18 protein-coding genes are annotated in these 20567 nt (G+C 39.9%); 8 read left to right on the top strand and 10 right to left on the bottom strand.

All coding sequences use genetic code 11. From position 1 onward, the window contains the following. The first annotated feature begins 17 nt into the window (after nucleotides 1-17). The 3 genes from ACERCG_RS00530 (at nucleotide 18) to ACERCG_RS00540 (ending at nucleotide 1109) form a co-directional block, all read left to right on the top strand. A complete protein-coding gene (locus ACERCG_RS00530) occupies nucleotides 18-329 on the top strand; it encodes a YqjD family protein (protein ID WP_373610149.1) in 312 nt (103 codons plus the stop codon). 90 nt (nucleotides 330-419) lie between these two features. Next, nucleotides 420-827: a phage holin family protein gene (locus ACERCG_RS00535; RefSeq protein WP_373610150.1), complete on the top strand. Its 408-nt coding sequence runs from the start codon at nucleotides 420-422 to the stop codon at nucleotides 825-827. 3 nt (nucleotides 828-830) lie between these two features. Next, nucleotides 831-1109 carry a hypothetical protein gene (locus ACERCG_RS00540; protein WP_373610151.1) on the top strand — a complete coding sequence of 93 codons (279 nt, stop codon included), beginning with the start codon at nucleotides 831-833 and terminating at the stop codon, nucleotides 1107-1109. Nucleotides 1110-1205: 96 nt separating this feature from the next. On the opposite strand, the gene ACERCG_RS00545 is transcribed toward ACERCG_RS00540, so the two are convergent. Continuing rightward, nucleotides 1206-2804: an FAD-dependent oxidoreductase gene (locus ACERCG_RS00545; RefSeq protein WP_373610152.1), complete on the bottom strand. Its 1599-nt coding sequence runs from the start codon at nucleotides 2802-2804 to the stop codon at nucleotides 1206-1208. A gap of 367 nt (nucleotides 2805-3171) precedes the next feature. On the opposite strand from ACERCG_RS00545, the gene glpT reads away from it, so the two are divergent. Continuing rightward, nucleotides 3172-4617 (top strand): glycerol-3-phosphate transporter, encoded by a 1446-nt coding sequence (gene glpT, locus ACERCG_RS00550; protein WP_373610153.1) that lies wholly within the window; start codon nucleotides 3172-3174, stop codon nucleotides 4615-4617. Between the two features lie 70 nt (nucleotides 4618-4687). Next, nucleotides 4688-5755: a glycerophosphodiester phosphodiesterase gene (gene glpQ / locus ACERCG_RS00555; RefSeq protein ID WP_373610154.1), complete on the top strand. Its 1068-nt coding sequence runs from the start codon at nucleotides 4688-4690 to the stop codon at nucleotides 5753-5755. Between the two features lie 71 nt (nucleotides 5756-5826). Here the strand turns inward: glpQ and fbpC are convergent, their stop codons facing one another. The 3 genes from fbpC to ACERCG_RS00570 form a co-directional block, all read right to left on the bottom strand. After that, nucleotides 5827-6873 carry a ferric ABC transporter ATP-binding protein gene (gene fbpC / locus ACERCG_RS00560; protein WP_373610155.1) on the bottom strand — a complete coding sequence of 349 codons (1047 nt, stop codon included), beginning with the start codon at nucleotides 6871-6873 and terminating at the stop codon, nucleotides 5827-5829. 201 nt (nucleotides 6874-7074) lie between these two features. Beyond that, entirely contained in the window at nucleotides 7075-9111 is a 2037-nt protein-coding gene (locus tag ACERCG_RS00565; protein ID WP_373610156.1) for an ABC transporter permease, read from the bottom strand. A gap of 48 nt (nucleotides 9112-9159) precedes the next feature. Then, nucleotides 9160-10194, bottom strand: a complete 1035-nt coding sequence (locus tag ACERCG_RS00570) for an ABC transporter substrate-binding protein (protein ID WP_373610157.1) — start codon at nucleotides 10192-10194, stop codon at nucleotides 9160-9162. A gap of 218 nt (nucleotides 10195-10412) precedes the next feature. On the opposite strand from ACERCG_RS00570, the gene ACERCG_RS00575 reads away from it, so the two are divergent. The 3 genes from ACERCG_RS00575 (at nucleotide 10413) to glmS (ending at nucleotide 13408) form a co-directional block, all read left to right on the top strand. Further along, entirely contained in the window at nucleotides 10413-10613 is a 201-nt protein-coding gene (locus ACERCG_RS00575) for a glycine zipper 2TM domain-containing protein (protein WP_373610158.1), read from the top strand. 157 nt (nucleotides 10614-10770) lie between these two features. Continuing rightward, a complete protein-coding gene (locus ACERCG_RS00580; protein WP_373610159.1) occupies nucleotides 10771-11532 on the top strand; it encodes a DeoR/GlpR family DNA-binding transcription regulator in 762 nt (253 codons plus the stop codon). A gap of 40 nt (nucleotides 11533-11572) precedes the next feature. Further along, entirely contained in the window at nucleotides 11573-13408 is a 1836-nt protein-coding gene (gene glmS, locus ACERCG_RS00585; protein WP_373610160.1) for a glutamine--fructose-6-phosphate transaminase (isomerizing), read from the top strand. A 130-nt stretch (nucleotides 13409-13538) separates the two neighbouring features. Here glmS and ACERCG_RS00590 read toward each other — a convergent pair whose 3' ends face one another. The 6 genes from ACERCG_RS00590 to ACERCG_RS00615 all read right to left on the bottom strand — a co-directional run bounded on the left by ACERCG_RS00590 (nucleotide 13539) and on the right by ACERCG_RS00615 (nucleotide 20546). Further along, nucleotides 13539-14345: a cysteine ABC transporter substrate-binding protein gene (locus ACERCG_RS00590; RefSeq protein ID WP_373610286.1), complete on the bottom strand. Its 807-nt coding sequence runs from the start codon at nucleotides 14343-14345 to the stop codon at nucleotides 13539-13541. Between the two features lie 50 nt (nucleotides 14346-14395). Continuing rightward, nucleotides 14396-15127, bottom strand: coding sequence for an amino acid ABC transporter ATP-binding protein (locus ACERCG_RS00595; protein WP_373610161.1), 732 nt, complete (start codon nucleotides 15125-15127; stop codon nucleotides 14396-14398). A gap of 170 nt (nucleotides 15128-15297) precedes the next feature. Beyond that, a complete protein-coding gene (locus ACERCG_RS00600; protein WP_373610162.1) occupies nucleotides 15298-17091 on the bottom strand; it encodes an alpha/beta hydrolase in 1794 nt (597 codons plus the stop codon). Nucleotides 17092-17099: 8 nt separating this feature from the next. Further along, nucleotides 17100-17774 (bottom strand): cyclase family protein, encoded by a 675-nt coding sequence (locus tag ACERCG_RS00605; protein WP_373610163.1) that lies wholly within the window; start codon nucleotides 17772-17774, stop codon nucleotides 17100-17102. 11 nt (nucleotides 17775-17785) lie between these two features. Then, complete coding sequence (locus ACERCG_RS00610) at nucleotides 17786-19126, bottom strand: alpha/beta hydrolase-fold protein (protein ID WP_373610164.1); 1341 nt, start codon at nucleotides 19124-19126, stop codon at nucleotides 17786-17788. Nucleotides 19127-19187: 61 nt separating this feature from the next. After that, nucleotides 19188-20546 (bottom strand): gluconate:H+ symporter, encoded by a 1359-nt coding sequence (locus ACERCG_RS00615; protein ID WP_373610165.1) that lies wholly within the window; start codon nucleotides 20544-20546, stop codon nucleotides 19188-19190. Nucleotides 20547-20567: the final 21 nt, after the last annotated feature.

Genomic DNA, 20567 nt, shown 5'->3' on the forward strand with positions numbered 1-20567 from the left:
ATATAAGGAGAGTAATTATGGCTAAGAGCTTAGATGCAAAACGTGAAGAATTAACGAATGAAATTCGTGAAATTTTAAAAAATGCAGAAGAATTATTTAACGAAACATCAGATTCATCTACAGAAGAATATAAAAAACTAAAACACAGATTATCTGAACAGTTTGATGATGTAAAATACCGTTTTGCTAATTTAAAAGATGATACTATTGATAGTGCTAAACAAGTTGCAAAACAAACAGATACCCTAGTACACGATAACCCATATAAAGCAATTACTGTAGCTGGTGTGGTTGGATTATTATTAGGTGTTTTAGTTGCTAGAAGATAATAATTTCTTTAAATTAATTAAAATATTTTAATTAGATAATTAAGCCACGCCTATTAGGTGTGGCTTATTGTTTAATACAAGGAATGTGGTATGTTAGATAATATTAAATCTGGATTTAGAAATAGCCTTGTTACTTTATTAGAAATAATACAAGTTCGTGGTGAAATGGCAAGGCTGGAGATTAACGAACAAAAAAATCAATTGGTTTCTGTTTTAGTTTTAGCATTATTAGCCTTTATATTTTTATTATTTTCATTTATGAGCTTATTATTTGCTCTAGATAATTATTTATTACCTGAATATAGAGTGGTTGTATTTTTTGCTATTTCAGGAATAAGCTTAATATTAGTATTACTCTTTGTTTGGGGTATTTTAGCTTCATTGAAGAAACAAACGACTTTTATGCAAAGTACCTTAGATGAGCTGAAATTAGATATTGCTGCATTTAAAAATGCATTAACCTTTAAAGATAATTTTAAGGATAATAGTGGGGAGTAATAAATGGAAGATTTAAAACTATCAGAAAAAGAGCTTTTGATTATGAAAGGCAACGCCCTGAGAATGCGTTTTAAAGCGGAAACGAATAAAACCAGAAATGATATTATTCAACCCTTTAAACAAGCGAGAAACACGGGTTTATCACTTATTTCATCTCCCGTTGCAACAACAGCTGTGTTAGAGTTTATGCTGAAAAAATTCTTGAAAACCAAAGGAGTGGGTTATTCTGCATTAGGGTTGCTTGCATTATTTCTATTAAAGCAGAAGCAAAATAGACGATAATCAAGCTAGCTGCAAGCGGTTGAAATTAGTAAATTTTTTGCTATTTTTGACCGCTTGTATCGTAAAAAAGCCACCTTTTAAAGGTGGCTTTGCTCATTAAGCGATGAATTGGGGTTGGTAATCTACCAGTAAATAGTGTTTCGCAACATTAAGGAATTGAGCGACTTGTTGTTGTTGCCAAATTTCATCTTTACCCATCTCTTTTGCCATAATGGCGGCGACTTTTGCCGCACTGTCAATAGCGGCTCTCGCATCGGTAAAGAGCAAGCGAACACGGCGTGCCAATACATCTTCCACCGTTTGAGCCATCTCATTACGAACCGCCCAAATCACTTCAGCTACGGTGTAATCTAATCTTGGGTGGATTTTCTCTGCATATTCAGGATAAGCAGTCATTAAACCACGTAGTTCTGGAATTTCTGAACCATAAACGTAGAGATGATCTTGTAAATTTACTAATTCCGCTGGAATATTGCCGTGAATAGATAAATCTACTGTTCGACAAGGTTTATTGCCTAATTGTGGGTGGACTTTTAATGCTTCTTCTACCGTATCTTCAGCCATTTGGCGATAAGTTGTCCATTTACCACCTGTAATCGTTACTAAACCGCTGGTTGGATCGGTTAAAACTTTATGGCTACGGGAAACCTCTTTTGTACTTTGCCCTTCTTTTTCCGGGGCAGCAAGTGGACGTTGCCCTGCAAATACAGCTTTCACATCATCACGGGTTGGTTTTCTTGTGAGGTATTGCGCCGCGGTGGTTAAAATAAAGTTTACTTCTTGCTCAAGCGGAATTGGTTCGTAAGATGGGTGTTCAATTAAGGTATCCGTCGTTCCTACCACTAATACATCGTGCCAAGGCACAGCGAATAATACACGTCCGTCTGAGGTTTTTGGAATCATCAACGCATCATTACTTGGCAAGAATGATTTATCTAACACTAAGTGGATGCCTTGACTCGGCACCACGAATTTTTTCGGGCTACCGTGATCCATACTTAAAATATCATTCATAAACACGCCCGTTGCGTTAATGACTGCCGTGCCGAATACGGTATGTTCTTGCTGGTTAAGCTCATCGTAGAAAGTTACGCCATCAATTTTGCCCTGTGGTGTTTTGTGTAATGAAGTTACTTTAGCGTGGTTTAACACTGTTCCGCCTTGCTCAACCACCGTTTGAGCCATATTTACCGCTAAACGAGCATCATCAAATTGTCCATCTTGATAAACTGTACCTGCACGCAAGCCTAAGTCGTTTAATGTTGGTAAACGTCTTTTTGCTTCAGCTTTATCAATATTTTGCGTTTTACCTAAACTAAGATTACCTGAAAGCATATCGTACATTCCTAAACCTACACGGTACATTAAGCAATCTTTAAGGGTATAGTTTGGAATAATGAAACTTTGGTTTTTAAAGAGGTGAGCCGCATTTTTAGCTAAGCGACCACGCTCACGCAGGGCTTCTCTTACTAATGCCACATCGCCATTGGCTAAATAACGTACGCCTCCGTGTACTAATTTAGTACTACGGCTTGATGTCCCTTTTGCGAAGTCGTGGCTTTCTAGTAATAAGGTTTTATAGCCACGAGAGGCGGTGTCTACAGCAATACCTAAACCACTTGCACCGCCACCAATAATAATGAAATCCCATTTTTGTGTTTGTTGCACTTGAGCGAGTTGTTCGTATCTTTGCATTTTTTGCTCCTTTTGTTCGATGCTTTAATTGCTCGAATTTGAACTTAATATTACCTTTATTAGCATAAACGAAAATAAATTGAGTTCAAATAGATTTGTTTAAAAATCAGATCTACATCACAAAATTATTGAATTTGCATCGTAATTTACTGATTATTTTGGTTGTATATAATGTGTTTTTTTATAAGAGGTCGGAGTAGGTGGTAAGATGAAAATGCGTATTTCCGAAAATTTGAAGTGATTTAAAGTGAAAATTTTGTGAAATAAATCACATTTTTGCAAAAAATAACTTTGTCATTCGCTATTTTCAGATATTATTGACCGACCTAAGAATAGGTATTACTTAAAATTATATTGGAGAATAAAAATGTTTGGTCCATTTAAACCCGCTCCGCATATAGCGGAGTTGCCAGCGGACAAAGTTGATGCAAGATATAAATTCTTGCGTTGGCAAGTTTTTGCTGGCATTTTCTTCGGCTATGCCGCTTACTATTTCGTGCGTGCTAACTTTGACCTAGCACAACCGGGCTTAATTGAAGCTGGTATGTATAATAAAGCAGAACTTGGTATTATCGGTACAGGTGCTGGTTTGGCGTATGGTTTATCAAAATTTGTAATGGCGTGGATGTCAGACCGCTCAAATCCGAAAGTATTTTTACCATTCGGTTTATTATTATCAGGTCTTTGTATGACGATGATGGGCTTAATGCCGTGGGCAACTTCAGGCATTGCCGTTATGTTCGTTATGATCTTCTTAAACGGTTGGTTCCAAGGTATGGGATGGCCACCGTGTGGTCGTACAATGGTACACTGGTGGTCTAAATCTGAGCGTGGAACTATTGTATCGATTTGGAACTGTGCGCATAACGTAGGCGGTATGGTGCCGGGCTTAATGGTGATTTTAGCGGGTGCAATTTTCTACAATACACACGGTGTTGAAGCAACAGCAAAAGATATTTGGCAACAGGCTCTATACTACCCAGGTATTGCAGCGATGATTGCCGCTGTGCCAATCTACTTTATGATGAAAGATACTCCACAATCTTGTGGTTTACCGCCAGTTGAGAAATGGCGTAACGACTACCCAGATGACTATGATGAGAAAAAATCGGAAACAGAATTAACCACTAAAGAAATTTTATTCACTTATGTGTTAAAAAATAAATTATTATGGTATATCGCAATCGCTAACGTATTCGTTTACTTAATTCGTTATGGTGTATTGAAATGGTCTCCGGTTTATTTAGGGGAAGTGAAACACTTCAATATTAAAGGAACAGCCTCTGCGTACATCATTTATGAGCTTGCGGCGATTCCAGGTACGCTACTATGTGGGTGGGTATCAGATAAGATCTTCAAAGGTAAACGTGGCTTGACCGGTTTCGTGTTTATGATCTTAACCACCGCAGCAGTTGTGGCATTATGGTTAAACCCAGCAACGCCTGAAGCAGAGTTAGCTCAATACGCAGGTAAAGTGTGGTATGAGAATCCATATCAATTAATGGACTTTGTCTTAATGACCACTATCGGCTTCTTAATTTATGGCCCAGTAATGCTGATCGGCTTACACGCTCTTGAGCTTGCACCGAAAAAAGCAGCGGGTACGTCAGCAGGCTTCACAGGCTTATTCGGTTACTTAGGTGGTACTGTATCTGCTTCTGCGGTAGTAGGCTGGGCGGCACACGAATTCGGCTGGGACGGCGGTTTCTATGTGATGATCGCAGGTGGCGTGTTAGCGGTATTATTAATGTTTATCGTAATGCTTGAAGAAGGCAAACACAAAGCTAAACTAGGCGACCACTACGGTAAATAATTGTTAATTTATAAATCAAAAAGGAAGAACATATTGTTCTTCCTTTATTTTTAAACAATGAGGTGATTCTATGAAATTTAAAACATTAGTTGCAGCGTTAACACTCTCTGCGGCAACATTAAGTGCTTATGCTCAAGCATCAGATAAATTAGTGATTGCTCACCGTGGTGCGAGTGGTTATTTACCAGAGCATACATTAGAGTCAAAAGCCTTGGCATTTGGGCAACAGGCGGACTATTTAGAGCAAGATCTTGCAATGACGAAAGATAATCACATCATTGTGATTCACGACCACTTCTTAGATGGCTTAACCGATGTTGCGAAAAAATTCCCAGAACGTAAGCGTGAAGATGGGCGTTACTATGTGGCAGATTTCACTTTAGAAGAAATTCGCACACTTGAGATGACAGAAAACTTCAAAATGGAAGATGGCAAACAAGTAGCGGTTTACCCAAAACGTTTCCCGCTTTGGCAATCAAGCTTTAAGATCCATACTTTTGAAGAAGAAATTGAGTTTATTCAGGGCTTAGAAAAATCAACAGGTAAAACAATCGGTATCTATCCAGAAATTAAAGCCCCTTGGTTACACCATAAAGAAGGTAAAGACATTGCATTAGAAACTTTAAAAGTGTTGAAAAAATATGGCTACGATAAAAAATCATCGCCTGTTTATTTACAAACTTTCGATTTTAATGAGTTAAAACGCATTAAAACTGAATTACTCCCTCAGCTTGGTATGGACTTAAAATTGGTGCAATTAATCGCCTATACCGATTGGAATGAAACTGAAGAGAAAGATAAAGACGGTAAATGGATTAACTACGACTACGATTGGATGTTCAAAGAAGGTGCAATCGCAGAAGTCGCAAAATATGCAGACGGTGTAGGGCCAGGCTGGTATATGTTGATTGACGATAAAAACTCAAAAGTAGGTGATATTAAATATACGCCGCTTGTAAAAGAGTTAGCTAAACATAAGTTAGAGCTGCATCCTTACACAGTGCGTAAAGATGCTTTAGCTCCATTCTTTGAGAATGTAGATCAAATGTATGATGCACTCTTAAATAAAGCGGGAGCAACAGGCGTATTTACCGACTTCCCAGATACAGCTGTTGAGTTTTTGAAAAAACAGAAATAATTAATACTTTTTAAATAGCAAGCGGTCTGATTTGTAAATTTTTTTGCAAATCAGACCGCTTGTGTTTTAGGTTATTCTTGATTTAACAAGAAAATACCATTTTGGCTTAGGTGAACATAGTACTCAGCTCGGTTTTCATTGTATTGATCAGGGTTGAGATTCACCATAATTTCTTTGCCTTGCCACTCTACCGTAATTTCCCAATGAGCTCCCATATAAACAGCGTGCTTGATTTGGCAATGTTGGTTCTCTTCACCATTAGCTTGTAAGCGAATTGCTTCTGGACGTATGCCGACTAAACAGTCGCCATTCGGTACATTGAAGCGATCTGAATGAGCAAGCGTAAAGCTGAAATTGCCAATTTGGATTTGGTCATCAAACTTCTTCGCTGGCAGAATAGTGGATTCTCCCATAAAGTTAGCAAGAAAGAGCGAGTTTGGCTGTAAGTAGAGATTTTTCGCCGTGTCTTGCTGTTTGATAATGCCTTTATCCATCACAATCACTTGGTCGGATACCGCAAAGGCTTCCGATTGGTCGTGAGTAACATAAAGCGAGGTGATATTAAGACGTTGCTGCAACTCACGGATTTTTTCTCGCATTGAGCGGCGAAGGTTGGCGTCTAAGTTACTTAACGGTTCATCAAATAAAAGCACCTTTGGTTTTAGAATTAACGCACGAGCCAGTGCCACACGTTGCTGTTGTCCGCCTGAAATTTGATCAACAAAGTGGTCTTCAAAGCCTGCTAAATCCACCAATTCTAATGCTTCTTTCACGCGTTTTAAGCGTTCTTCTTTGGGTACGCCTTGCATTTTTAAGCCATAACCAACGTTGTCGCCAATCGACATATGGGGGAAAAGAGCGTAAGACTGGAACACAATGCAAATATCCCGATTTTGAATCGAGCTTTGGGTAACATCTTCGCCATCAATAAAAATCTGCCCCGATGTTGGGCTTTCCAAACCTGCCACAAGGCGTAACACGGTGGTTTTTCCACAGCCTGAAGGGCCAAGCAGGGTAATCATTTTTCCTTTAGGAATGCTTAAGTTGAGATTATCAATAACAGTAGCTTTGCCGAAAGATTTGGTTACATTTTTTAATACTAAGAAATCGTTATTCATATTTTGTCCTTTTATATTATATCTTTCTCTCTTCCATAAAGGGCGGGCTGTCAGGCTCTAAATACATAATGATTGTGTGTAGGGGCGGGTCCAGTGCCCGCCCGTAAATTAATATTGTTTGCGAATAGGCACAGGATCTGTCCCTACGGATATTGATACAGAACTTGACAAATCTACCTATAAAGGGAGAGTAGATGTGTTTTACATTTTCTTCGCCTTAGAGCGAGCAATACGAGTATCCCCAACAATCCAGTCGAAAATCAAAATAATCGCCATCATCACTACAATTAAAATTGAGCCGTAGGCAATCGCAATGCCGTATTCGCCATCTTCCACACGGTTGAGAATGTAAGAGGTTGCCACTCGTGTATCTGCGGTGACTAAGAACACAATCGCACTTACGGTGGTCATTGCTCGCACGAAGCTGGTTACAAGAGCAGAAAGTAAGGCTGGCTTGAGAAGCGGTAACACCACAAACAGCATAGTTTTAAATGAACCAGCTTTTAGCGAAAGAGAGGCTTCATCAAGGGATTTATCCAACTGCCCTAAGCCAGCGATTGCTGCACGCATACCCACAGGCATATTTCGCATTACCATTGAGAGGATAATAATCATACCTGTGCCAGTTAAATAAATCGGGGCATCGTTGAAGGCAAGAATGTAAGACACCCCTGCGACTGTTCCCGGCACGGCAAAGCAAAGTAAGGTTAAAAATTCCAGCGTTTTCTTGCCTTTGAAATCACGGCGAACCGTGACATAAGCAATTAGCAAGCCAAACAATGCCGTAATTGGTGCAGCAGCAGCGGCAAATAACACGGTTTGAATCAGTGATGGGAAACCGCCATCGCTAAAGCCTTGTCCGAACAGTTTGATGTAGTTATCTAGTGTAAGGGTGTAATCTACGCCCCAGTTTACTGTGAAGCTACCGTAGAAAATACTACCGTAAAGCACAAGGTTGAATGTTCCCCAGAACAGCAGAGTGGCAATAATTAGCCATTTCATTCCGTTTGGTAAATCTTGCACATCGCCACGATAAGATTTGCCCGATACAGTTACATAAGAACGGTTGCCGATCCAGAGGTATTGGATTACGAAAATTGCCAGCGAGAACACGAGTAAGATCGCTCCAAGTGTACTTGCAGAAGCATAATCAAGCTGTGAACCTGCAATATAGAAGTAGATTTGTGTTGCAATCACATCAAAGCTGCCGCCTAAAACTAATGGCGTACTGAAGTCCGCAAGGGATTGAATTGCCACCACTAAGAATGAGTTAGCCAGAGCAGGTTTGAGTAATGAGAAAATAATGTTAAAGAAGGCTTGATAGCGGTTAGAACGTAAGGTGTAAGCTGCTTCTTCCACAGATGGGTGAATAGATTTCAACGCTCCTTCTAAAATCATAAACGACATTGGTGTAAGGGCAAGCGTGTGAGCAATCACAATCCCTGTATAGCCGTAGAGCCAGTTGCTGGCAAAGCCAAAGTGTTCCACTAAAAATTCAGTAACATAGCCCGAACGCCCAAGCATTAGCGTTACACCTAAACCGACCACAAATGGCGGTGTAACAATTGGTAAGATCGAGAAAATTCGTCCGATGAACGCAGAGCGTTCCGCAATACGAGTGGTGTAAAGGGCAAAAGCCAAACCAAACAGAGTGGAAAGCACACCCACCGTTCCCGCAACTGATAACGAGTTCCCCACTACTCGAGCCACATAAGGCTGTTGCAAAATGGTGAGCACTTGGCTTGGTACAAATTCGTCGCCGTTGTAGAACATTGAGACGAAAATCGCAATGGTTGGGTAAACGATAAAGAAGAAAATCAGTAGGATAATACTAATGAGTGAACCAATAATAAAGCGGTCGCCTTGCATTACTTTAAAAATAGCAAGGTTATTGGTCGCAAGCCCTGTAATAGCAATAATCAAAGGTAAAACCGCATAGCCTAAACTGACTTTAAGCACGATTGCAGATAAGAAAATAAAGGCAAACAATAAGCCTAAGCCGACTAATTCGAGCTTGGCTCGGCGTTTACAAGCGGTCGGATTTGGTAATAAAAATGCAAAAAGCGGTAAGAACCACGCACAAGCGATATTTAAACTTGACCAGCCCATCGCTGAAAACAGCTCGTCTTTTGTTGAGTCAAACAAACCATAATCTAATGCTTTAGCGGGCAATAAGAGAAAACCGAGTAAACCGATCACCACCCATACAAGCGGTCGGGAAAAAGAAAAACTCTGCATAATACCTCACAGATAAAAAAGAGGGGAAAGCCCCCTCTAAAAGAAGAATTATTTGGCTAACTTAACTTCATTAACCCATTTATCAATCAAGCGTTTACGTTCTTCGCTTGAACCATATTTCTCAAAATCGTAGTCAATTAAGTTTAAGTCTTTTGGATTAAGGGCATAAGGCGAGGCTTCTGCCGTTGTGTTGGTTAATACTTGGAACGCATTTCCTTTCTGCCAAGAGAGTTCTTGAGCTTCTTTAGAAAGCGACCAATCCACGAACAGCTTCGCATTTTCAAGGTTTCTTGCCCCTTTTAAGATACTCACGCCGCCTAATTCATAACCTGTACCGTCAGTTGGTGCAGTTATTTCAATGTTAGCCCCGTTTTTCTTCTCGATAGCATAGTCGTGTAAGAAGCCGATACCGATGGTGGTTTCGCCTCGTGCTGTGTTACGAGCTGGCGTGATGCCTGATTTAGTATATTGTGAAATGTTTTTGTGTAATTTGCGGAAGTATTCAAAGGCTTTTTCTTCGCCCCAAAGTTGCACGAAGGTAGCAATTGCTGTGTAAGCTGTACCTGAACTTTGCGGATCTGCAATTTGAATTTCGCCTGCTAAGCGAGGGTCTAGTAACTCTTCCCAAGTTGTTGGCACTTTCTCGATACCTAATTTTTTCAAGCGATCTAAGTTTACGCCGTAGCCTAAAATCCCCATATACACCGCAGAAGAATAGTTGCCTTTTAATTTGGCAGGATCACGGAATTTTTCCATAATTTGCTCTAAATTCGGCGATTGATACTGTTGGAGTAAGCCCATTTCTGCCGCTTGTGAATGAGGATCAAGCGTGCCACCGTACCACACATCAGCCTGTGGATTATTTTTTTCGGCCTCAATTTTCGCTAATGTGCTGCCTGAACCATTACGCACAAACGATACTTTCACATCGTATTTCTTACCAAATGCTTGAACTTCTTGCTCGCAAAGTTCGTTCGTCGCACTACAATAAACGGTCAGACGACCTTCCGCCAATGCCGATTGAGCAAATAATGAACCGAGTAGTAAACCAGATACTGTTAAAGCTAATTTTTTCAATTTCATTGTGATTTCCTTACTGTTAGGGAGAAAATTAAGCGGAATATAGCAGAAAATAAGGCAAAATTCTGTGAGCAGCTTCACAGTTCAGCTAAACAAGCGGTCGAATTTGCTTGGAATTTTGCAATTGCATTTTTTATTGAACCTTTTCTACTAAATAAAATCTTATAGATTAGGTCAAGGAGATTGACCAATTTAAAATTGATTAATAATGAGGGATTAATATGAAGTCTATGTTAAAAGTTGTCGGAGTAGCTCTTTTAGCAGTTGCAGTATCAGGCTGTAACAATATGACAAAATCGCAACGTAATACCGCAATTGGTGCAGCAGTTGGCGGTGTTGCTGGACAAGCAATTGGTAATTCAACGGGTGCAACCTTAGGTGGTGCGGCACTTGGTGGTGTAATCGGTAGCCAAATCAAATAATTGCAAAAAATTGACAGAAATGAACCGCTTGTATCGCCAAAGAACAAGCGGTTTTGTTTTGTATAGATTTTGTAAATTATGGATTTCTTGCTTTTCTTTTTATTTTCTTTCTTTATAATGCAAAAAGTTTTGAAACGAAACTTAAGTGAAGATTGTAATGTCAAAACGTAACACACAACAACGTCGCCATTTAATTGTACAGATGGTACAATCGCAACAAGAAGTGAGTGTTGATGAACTCGCTACACTGTTTGAAACTTCAGAAGTTACCATTCGTAAAGACCTAACCGCTTTAGAAGAAAGTGGTTTTTTATTGCGAAAATATGGTGGGGCGGTAAAAATCCCTTCAGAGATGATGGAAGAAGAATTTACCGAGCAACTTTCGATTCAAAAGAAGAAGATTGCACAAGCCGCCCGAGATTGTATTCGTGACCATAACCGTATCATCATTGATAGCGGCAGCACGACTGGGGCGTTAGTTAAAGCCTTAAACCAAACCGGCTTGGTCGTGATGACCAACTCGCTGAATTTAGCAGCGGAATTAACCTCTTTGGAGTGCGAGCCAACAGTATTAATGACAGGTGGTACTTGGGATAGCCGCTCAGAATCTTTTCAAGGAAAAGTGGCTGAACAAGTGTTGCGTTCATATGATTTTGACCAGCTCTTTATTGGTGCAGATGGTTTAGATTTATCACGTGGCACAACCACTTTCAATGAGCTAGTCGGGTTAAGCCAAGTGATGGCAGAAGTCAGCCGAGAAGTGATAGTGTTGATTGAATCACAAAAAATCGGGCGAAAAATGCCTAATATTGAATTGGAATGGTCAAAAATCACCAAAATTATTACCGACAACCAATTAAGTTTCGAAACGAAAGAAAAAATTGAAAAAATGGGTGTCGAAGTCCTCATTGCAAAATAAATAATCGAATTTTTAACTTAAAAAATAGGAAAGCAAATTTATGTGTGGAATTGTAGGTGCAGTAGCACAACGTGATGTGGCTGAAATATTAGTTGATGGTTTACACCGCTTAGAATATCGAGGCTACGACTCAGCAGGCGTAGCGGTATTAAACGCAGCCGATAAAAAAATGCAGATCGTACGCCGTGTAGGTAAAGTGAAAGCGTTAGATGAAGCATTAGAAGCTAAACCATTAATTGGTGGTACTGGTATTGCACACACTCGTTGGGCAACACACGGTGAGCCATCAGAAACTAATGCTCACCCACATCGTAGCGGTAAAATTGCGGTGGTACATAATGGTATTATCGAAAACTACGAAGAATTAAAAGTCGTGCTACAAGAGCGTGGCTATATGTTCCAATCACAAACCGATACAGAAGTTATCGCACACTTAGTTGAGTGGGAATTGCGTTCGGCTTCATCATTATTAGAAGCGGTACAAAAAACCGTAGTACAACTTCGTGGTGCATACGGCACAGTAGTATTAAACGAAGAAGAGCCGGAACATTTAATCGTTGCTCGTTCAGGCAGCCCACTTGTGATTGGCTATGGTGTAGGTGAAAACTTCTTAGCCTCAGATCCGTTAGCATTATTAAGCGTAACCCGCCGTTTTGCTTATTTAGAAGAAGGCGATGTAGCAGAGATTACCCGCCGTTCTGTTGAGATTTACGACCGTCAAGGCAATAAAGTAGAACGTGAAATTCACGAAGGTAACTTTGAAGCCGATGCTGCGGATAAAGGTCAATATCGCCACTATATGCAAAAAGAGATTTTTGAACAACCAGTTGCGATTATGAACACCTTAGATGGTCGTATTAAAGACGGTAAAGTTGATGTATCTGCGATTGCACCAAATGCAGCAGAGATTTTATCAAAAGTAGAACACGTTCAAATTGTGGCTTGTGGTACATCTTACAACGCAGGTATGGTCGCTCGTTACTGGTTTGAATCACTCGCAGGCGTAAGCTGTGATGTGGAAATCGCGTCTGAATTCCGTTACCGTAAATTTGTAACACGCCCGAACAGCTTATTAATCACACTTTCTCAATCAGGTGAAACAGCAGATACCTTAGCGGCACTTCGTTTAGCGAAAGAGTCTGGTTATATGGCAGCGATGACGGTGTGTAACGTTGCAAGCTCATCATTAGTGCGTGAATCTGATTTTGCGTTCTTAACTAAAGCTGGTGTGGAAATTGGTGTAGCTTCAACAAAAGCATTTACAACACAATTAACTTGCTTATTATTATTAAACGTAGCGATTGGTCGTTTACAAAACCGTATGAGTGAAGAACAAGAGCATCACATTGTTCAATCTTTACAACGCTTGCCAGCTCAAATTGAAAGTGCGTTAGTGTTCGATAAACAAATCGAGAAATTATCAGAAGACTTTGCGGATAAACACCACACATTATTCTTAGGTCGTGGTGAATACTACCCGATTGCGATGGAATCTGCGTTAAAATTAAAAGAGATTTCATACATTCACGCAGAGGCTTACGCAGCAGGCGAATTAAAACACGGTCCGTTAGCGTTAATTGATAGCGATATGCCGGTTGTGGTGGTTGCACCAGAAAACGATTTGTTAGAAAAAGTAAAATCTAACATTGAAGAAGTGCGAGCAAGAGGCGGTCAGTTATATGTATTTGCCGATCACGATGCAGGTTTTGAAGAAGCAGAAGGCTTCAAAACCATCGTAATGCCGAAAATAGATGAAGTAACAGCACCAATTTTCTACACCGTGCCATTACAACTACTTTCATACCACATCGCATTAATTAAAGGAACAGACGTGGATCAACCTCGTAACCTTGCAAAAGCGGTAACGGTAGAGTAACCATAAAAGAAAAACCTTATTCATTTCTGAATAAGGTTTTTTCTTCCTTGAAGAAACAAGCGGTCAAAACAGTAGAATTTTTTGCAAATTAATATTTCTCAACCGCAAGGTAAGCAATCCGTTCACTTACTTATTTCGCTAAAAGCCCTTCTTTCTCGCCATAAACAGGCACTAAGGTTTTTTCATAAGCTGCTTTTAATTTGCCGTTCGCTTTAAATTCGCTAATCTCTTTGTTCACAAAATCAAGCAATGCTTTGTTGCCTTTTTGTACTGCTGGAGCAATTTGTTCAGATGGCCCGATATTGCCAATCGCCACATCAAAATCTGCGTTCTCTTTTGCCCAAGCCCACACTAATGCGTTGTCGTGTGCAAGTGCAACGCCACGTCCATCTTTTAACGCATTAAAGGTTTCAGTATTGTGGTCGAATTTTAATAACTGAATTTCAGGGTGATTTTTGCTGAAATAGGCATCAGCCGTTGTGCCTTTATTCACTAATAAGGTTTTGCCTTCGAGTTGTTTTACATCTGTAATTGGGGCATTTTTCGGCGAAACCACACCTAATGCTACGTTCATATAAGGTTCAGCAAAATCCACTACTTCTGCACGCTCAGGCGTTTTAGTATAGTTGGCTAAGACTAAATCTACTTTATTTGATTTTAAGTATTCCACACGGTTTGCTGCTTCTGTAAGTACGAATTCCACTTTGTCAGGACTACCGAGTAAGTCATTGGCGATTTCTTTTGCAATTTCCACATCAAAACCTTGATTTTTACCATTAGCATCAATGTAACCAAATGGTGGTTTATCGCTAAATACTCCAATGCGGATAACCCCTTTTTCTTTAATTTGAGCAACGCTATCTTTCGCTTGAGTGGTTTGAGTAGAGCCGCTGTTATCACAAGCGGTTAATGTAAAAGCCGCAAGGGTGGTTGCGATTAAGGTTTTTTAAGAATGTTGAACGTTTCATAGTAATTCCTCAAATAATGTTAATAATCTAAACCGTGTAAGAACTGTCTTGCTCGCTCGGTTTTTGGTGCTTTAAAAAACTCGTGCGGCGGAGATTGCTCAATAATTTCGCCTTTATCAATAAATACAATGCGATCGGCAACCTTCTCTGCAAAGCCCATCTCGTGAGTAACAATGAGCATTGACATTCCCTCATCTGCCAACTCAAGTACCACATCTAACACTTCTCGTACCATTTCAGGATCGAGTGCTGCCTTAATTTCATCTAACAAAATAACTTCAGGGTTCATACACAACGCTCGAACGATGGCGATGCGTTGTTTCTGCCCGCCAGAAAGTTCTCTCGGAAAAGCCGTTTTTCTATCAAATAAACCAACTCGTTTTAAGAGTAAATCTGCCTGAGCTTCCACTTCCTCCCGACTGCGTTTTTGAGCCTTTAAAGGACCAAGTAAAATATTTTCGATAACGTTTAAATGGGCGAATAATTCATAGCTTTGGAATACCATTCCCACTTTTTGCCGAGATTGCTCCCAACTCAAATCTTTGCCAAATTCGCCAACATCTTGCATTGAAATTGTACCTCCTTGTTTATCTTCCAAGCCATTAATACAGCGAAGCAAGGTACTCTTACCACAGCCAGAAGGCCCAAGCAGCACAACAACTTCGCCTTTATGCAAATCTAAACTCAGATTATTAATTGCGACAGTCTCGCCATATTTTTTATGCAAGTTTTGAATAGAAAGTAAAGGCATATATGCGTAACCTTAAGTTATTTATGAAAGCATTTTGCAGAAAAATAATTAAGAAAGGGAATCATAAGAAGCTATTTTGTATAAATTTTGATTATAAGGAATGTTTTTAATAAGAAGATTAAAAAAGAGCTAATCATCATAAGATTAGCTCTTGGTATATATTTAGTAAATTAGGCTAAAAACCGTCCGATTACTTGCCCACCAACCATAATCCAAGCCATCAACATTGAGGTAAAAAACACCCCTAAGTAGATATAGCCAGTTTTAAGGTAACACCAGTGGTTGATAATCGTAAATACCACAAACTGTGGAATAATAACTGCTAACATCATCATCCATCGACCACCAAATTGAGGCAATCCGAGTATGTCAAAACCCGGCCCTATTTGCATAAAGTTCGGTACAAAATGGAATAACCATAAAATGACTAATCCACCTGCAGCAAATAAGATGGTTTTGAATGACCAACTCAAGAGGGTTGAGGAAAAACTGCTTGATAATGGCTGTTTCATTTGTACAGATACAATTAAACCATTAAAACTGAGGAAGAAGAGCAAAATTGGTATCCAATAAATGAAAAATAGTTCAAAGCGTTCTATCGTTAATGGTTTTAGTAACGGCCATAAGAAGCGTAATTCCGTCCCCCAAATTGAATGAGCAATAAAGGCGATAGCATAGAGCCAAATAACTAACACTATACTTAGCATTAAATTGCGTCCGATAACTTTACTTGTACTAAAGTAGCTTAATACGCCAAATTCTGCTAATGAAATCGTGCTTGTTTTTTTCCAAAGGAAGAAAAACAGGAAGTTAATCACAGCACTAACCGACAGCCAAGTGATAATTCCATTCCCCATCTCTAAAGGCATAAAGCTCAATTTTGCAGCAATGGGTTCATTCGCTCCACCCCATTGGGTTAATAAAGGATAAAGTACGATAGTAACTGCAATATTAATTACTGCAAATAACCGCCAACGGCTTGGTGTGATTGCCATCTTGGTAGTAACGGTTTGTGTTGCCGCAGCAAAATAAGGGGCTTTTAGTAAATGATTTGCTAAAAACAATGCAGAAATAACAGCAAAAAATAGGGCAAATAGGCCACTAAACTCTTTATACCAATAGGTTTGTTGCTCAGGCTCAATCCAGCCTTCTCCTTTTTCGCCATTTTGGAGAGCTTGGTTAAACCAAAGAATTGCTTCTTTATTACTGTGTTCCGCGATCATTACACCTAAATGCGTGCCATCAACTAAGGCTGCTCGGCGTGCTGAACCAGCATTGAAGTTACCGTAAGTATGATCCCATTTCAAGTTTTCACCACTAGGCAATGAGAAAGCGGTCAATCTTGCTTCATTATTTACAAGATCTTTTACTGGGAACGTTTTTTCCCGATAAATTCCAATTTCTTCATATAACCCCTGTGTTAATAAGTAGTTGTTTAACTCTTTATCGCCACCATTGCTACTTAAACCATTTACTGCTTTGTGATCAGGGTTTAGTTTTGCTACTCGGATCGCATTTAATGCCCCTGTGGAATGCCCAAAGATCCCCAGTTTTTCCTTATCAACGAAAGGAAGCGTTTTTAAATATTGATAGCCATTATTTGCACCGCTGATCGTTTTATTCGAGGCTGGTAATTTTGTTGAGTAGCCGTGACCAAAGTGGTCAATGGCTAATACTACAAAACCTCGCTTTGCCAGTTCTAATGCACCAAAAGTATTGGTGGCTTCTTTATCGCTTTGATAACCGTGCAATGCCAAGAGGGCAGGTTTAGGCGAGTTTTCAGTTGCAGAGATCGGACGATAGAGTTTGGCTATCATCGGTTGATTCTGCTCCGTCATAAAGCTCACGGTTGAAACATCAATTCTGCCGAAATCCCGCTCAATCAATGAGCCAATATAACTACTGATAAAACTCAATGCTAAGAAAATAATGGCTAACACTAAGCTAAATTTACTTGTTTTCATCTTTTTTCCTATTGGATTTCTGCCAAGACTGTAACTTGCGAGCTATCAACGCCTTTTACTCGTAAAGGTAAAGCAAACACTTTTTTGAGTTTCTCTGCGTTTACTTCCGATAACATTAAATCCTCAATAATGCAGATAAAATTCGAGCTATACATTCCAAGCATAACTTGATGGGCTTTTACTCCGTGATCAGGGTGTGCAGGGGAAGCTAGAGAGATAAAATCAAAACCAATTGCTTTTAAGTTCGAGACATTTTTAATCAAAAATTCAGCACACTGAATGCTTACCGCTCCACCGTTATGAGCATATTCGCTTGGGTTTTCCTTGCGTAACTGTTCAAAACCTGTACGGATCAATAACAAATCAGCTTGTTGAATAGCGGCTAAATGTGGTTGTAGATCCTCAGGTTCTATCATCTGCCCTGATTGTTTCGGAATATCTAGTAACAAGGGTTTTTCATAGATAAATTGTGAAAGTGGTAGCTCGGTAATCGTTACACCATTCGGATTAAAATGGCGAGGTGCATCAAAGTGCGATCCAAAATGGTTAAACAGATGAATTTTAGAGCTGTTATACACATCACCTTTATCAGTACTCGTACAAGTTTCTAAGCTCAATGTCGGCTCGCCGGGAAAACCAGGGTCATTCACATCTAATGGATAAGAAAGATATTGATACGTCATAATAAAGTCCTCTATGGGCGTTTTTGTTGAAGTAACCACTCAATCACTTCAGGGCTGTTATACACAGCGTCCCAAGTGTTGTGAGGGTTGTTATTAACAATGCCGTTGTCGCCAGCTTGTTCAAAGCTAAATTCGGTGTATTTCACATTTGGGGCATTAAGCTGCTCGTGTAGAATTTGGTAGTTGATGCGAGAGCCTTTTACAGGCGAGACTTTGTCTTCTTTGCTGTGGAAGAACCAAATCGGTAAATCTTTAATTGCCGCTAAATTTTCTTTAGTTGCGTTGCCGTCCACCCATTCATTGGTGTAGGCTTCACGACCGCTCATTAACAATGCTCCTGCAAAGAAATTCGGGCGAGCCAGCAACAGATTTAATCCGCCTTCTGCTCCTCGAGATAAGCCATTCACATAGATGCGGTTGATATCAATTTGTGGGTTGGCTTTGATGGTTTCATCAATCATTTTTAACACGAGATTGATACGATTTTCCGTTTGCCAGTGAATACCGCCTTTTTGCCCTTTGGCAGCATTATCAAATGGGTCGAAGACTTGGTCGTATTGCGGTGCCAGCACAAAACTTGGTTCGTAAGGTAATGTGGCAATCGCCCCTTTGCTTGAAATTAAATGAGCTAGATTATCTGAACCCACCTGCCCCGAACCGTGTAGGAAAATGACAAGCGGATATTTTTCGCCATTTTTTTGCAAAGGCGAATAGAAGCGGTAGTTCAGCTTATTTTCAGGTTTGTCTAAGCTCACTTGTTTTGCGACAAAACCATCGAGATAAGGGGTTTTGATTTTGTCGGGTTCAGCGGTTTGTGTCCATTCAGTCTTGCCTAAAGTTGTACCGTTGGTTAATTTAAGCAAGCCTTTTTGTTCCACCGAATAGCTTAGGCGATTTGCAAAAAATTCAGGAATTTTGACCGCTTGTACTTTCTCGGTTGCTATAATGTTGCCGTTTTCATCTTTGGATTTAAACTTCATCGGTGCTTTATTGGCATCTTTTACGCTATAAGTTGCCGCATTTTTATCTGCCGTATCCAATTCAATAATTACAAATTTACCGGCTTGCGGAAGTGCGGTCACTTTTGGCTCATTATTGACATAGGCTTTGAGTACCGAACGGTTTTCTTTCTCCGCACTATCTAATGCCGTTTTGACCTGATACAGTTGGCGAAGATCGCTGCCCGATAATACATTATCAGGATATTCCAATGCCACGCCGTTAATTTTTTGACCTTGAGCGGTGATTTCGGCAAGCAGCGTGATATTAGTTAATTGATTTTCTTGAACTCTATCCTCCGCATAAAGGACGGAAGAGATTAATAGCATACATAAAAGCGATTTTTTCAGCATAGGTTTCTCCTAAAAAAATCCACCTCATAAGAGGCGGATTTTAAGCAGTAACAGAGTGATATTAAACGAATAACATCCAAATAATGCCAACAACAGCAAAGGCGATTACACCGAAAATAGTGGTTAAAAACGTCCAAGTTCTTAAGCCTACCGATACGGGAACATTGAAGAACTTCGTCCATACCCAGAAGAGTGAATCATTAACGTGGGATAAGGTCATTGAACCAGCTCCGATAGCACAAGTGAGCAATGCAAGCTGTAATTCAGTGTACCCCGCTGCTGCGGCTGCCGGAGCTAAAATCGTTGTAGTAGTAATGGTTGCAACTGTTGCCGAGCCTTGTGCGGCACGCAGTAAAGCAGACAGAATGAAAGCCAGAACCAGTAATGGTAAACCTGTGTTGGCTAATACATCTGCCAATGCTTTACCTACGCCACTGGCATCTAACACTTTACCGAACATACCGCCGGCACCAGTGATTAAAATAATCCCGGCAATCGGTGCTAACGCAGAATCCAGCACTTCTTCTAATTTATGCTTAGTCCAACCGTATCTAAAGCCTAGTACATAAGCAGAAAGACAAACAGCCACAAATAAGGCAAACGGAGAGCTTCCTACCATACTGAACACTTCACGCACGATATGTTCTTTCGGCAAGGTTGTTGCCGTTACCGTACCTAACATAATCAGGATCAAAGGGAAAGAAATCATTGCCAATACTTTACCGAAAGAAGGTAATTCAATCCCTTTCTCTTTAATCAAATCTTTTTGGTGCTGTAAAAGATCGGTTGAAGTCACTACTTTTACAAAGTAATTTTTCGTAAAGAATAGAATAAACTTCTGACCGATTAAATATGCCGGCAGTGCTGCAACTAAACCAATTCCCAATACAAAGCCAATATCAGCGTTTAAGTTCTGTGCACCCGCCACAATTCCCGGGTGAGGCGGAAGCAAAACGTGAACCAATAACATAGAAAGCCCGATAGGTAGTGAGTAAACCAAAATATTTCCACCTAAACGTCTCGCCACACTAAAAATAATCGGGATCAATACGATAAAACCAACATCAACGAAAACCGGTATCCCGAAGATAAAGCCAGTCATACCCAATGCAAAGGGAGCATTTTTCTCACCAAAACGCTGTAACAACCAATTTGCTAATACGTCCGCACCGTGAGATTTTTCGATAATTTTCCCTAACATTGCTCCTAAACCAACGATCAGAGCAACACTTCCTAGAGTACTCCCCATCCCTGAAATCAAGGTTGGGATTACTTTATTCATTGGAATACCTGCAGTTAAGGCAACTGCGATACTTACTAATCCCAATGCTAAGAATGGGTGTACTTTACCTTTAATCATAATGACCAGAAGAGCAACTACGCTTGCTAATCCAATCAAAATTAACATTTCATTTGACATAAAGTTTCCTTCTAAATGTTG

This window comes from Mannheimia sp. E30BD (assembly GCF_041807785.1).
In the GTDB taxonomy this organism is placed as follows: domain Bacteria; phylum Pseudomonadota; class Gammaproteobacteria; order Enterobacterales; family Pasteurellaceae; genus Mannheimia.

Coding starts and splice junctions, on each gene's coding strand:
- ACERCG_RS00530 (WP_373610149.1), top strand. CDS start 18: ATGGCTAAGAGCTTAGATGCAAAACGTGAAGAATTAACGAATGAAATT.
- ACERCG_RS00535 (WP_373610150.1), top strand. CDS start 420: ATGTTAGATAATATTAAATCTGGATTTAGAAATAGCCTTGTTACTTTA.
- ACERCG_RS00540 (WP_373610151.1), top strand. CDS start 831: ATGGAAGATTTAAAACTATCAGAAAAAGAGCTTTTGATTATGAAAGGC.
- ACERCG_RS00545 (WP_373610152.1), bottom strand. CDS start 2,804: ATGCAAAGATACGAACAACTCGCTCAAGTGCAACAAACACAAAAATGG.
- glpT (WP_373610153.1), top strand. CDS start 3,172: ATGTTTGGTCCATTTAAACCCGCTCCGCATATAGCGGAGTTGCCAGCG.
- glpQ (WP_373610154.1), top strand. CDS start 4,688: ATGAAATTTAAAACATTAGTTGCAGCGTTAACACTCTCTGCGGCAACA.
- fbpC (WP_373610155.1), bottom strand. CDS start 6,873: ATGAATAACGATTTCTTAGTATTAAAAAATGTAACCAAATCTTTCGGC.
- ACERCG_RS00565 (WP_373610156.1), bottom strand. CDS start 9,111: ATGCAGAGTTTTTCTTTTTCCCGACCGCTTGTATGGGTGGTGATCGGT.
- ACERCG_RS00570 (WP_373610157.1), bottom strand. CDS start 10,194: ATGAAATTGAAAAAATTAGCTTTAACAGTATCTGGTTTACTACTCGGT.
- ACERCG_RS00575 (WP_373610158.1), top strand. CDS start 10,413: ATGAAGTCTATGTTAAAAGTTGTCGGAGTAGCTCTTTTAGCAGTTGCA.
- ACERCG_RS00580 (WP_373610159.1), top strand. CDS start 10,771: ATGTCAAAACGTAACACACAACAACGTCGCCATTTAATTGTACAGATG.
- glmS (WP_373610160.1), top strand. CDS start 11,573: ATGTGTGGAATTGTAGGTGCAGTAGCACAACGTGATGTGGCTGAAATA.
- ACERCG_RS00595 (WP_373610161.1), bottom strand. CDS start 15,127: ATGCCTTTACTTTCTATTCAAAACTTGCATAAAAAATATGGCGAGACT.
- ACERCG_RS00600 (WP_373610162.1), bottom strand. CDS start 17,091: ATGAAAACAAGTAAATTTAGCTTAGTGTTAGCCATTATTTTCTTAGCA.
- ACERCG_RS00605 (WP_373610163.1), bottom strand. CDS start 17,774: ATGACGTATCAATATCTTTCTTATCCATTAGATGTGAATGACCCTGGT.
- ACERCG_RS00610 (WP_373610164.1), bottom strand. CDS start 19,126: ATGCTGAAAAAATCGCTTTTATGTATGCTATTAATCTCTTCCGTCCTT.
- ACERCG_RS00615 (WP_373610165.1), bottom strand. CDS start 20,546: ATGTCAAATGAAATGTTAATTTTGATTGGATTAGCAAGCGTAGTTGCT.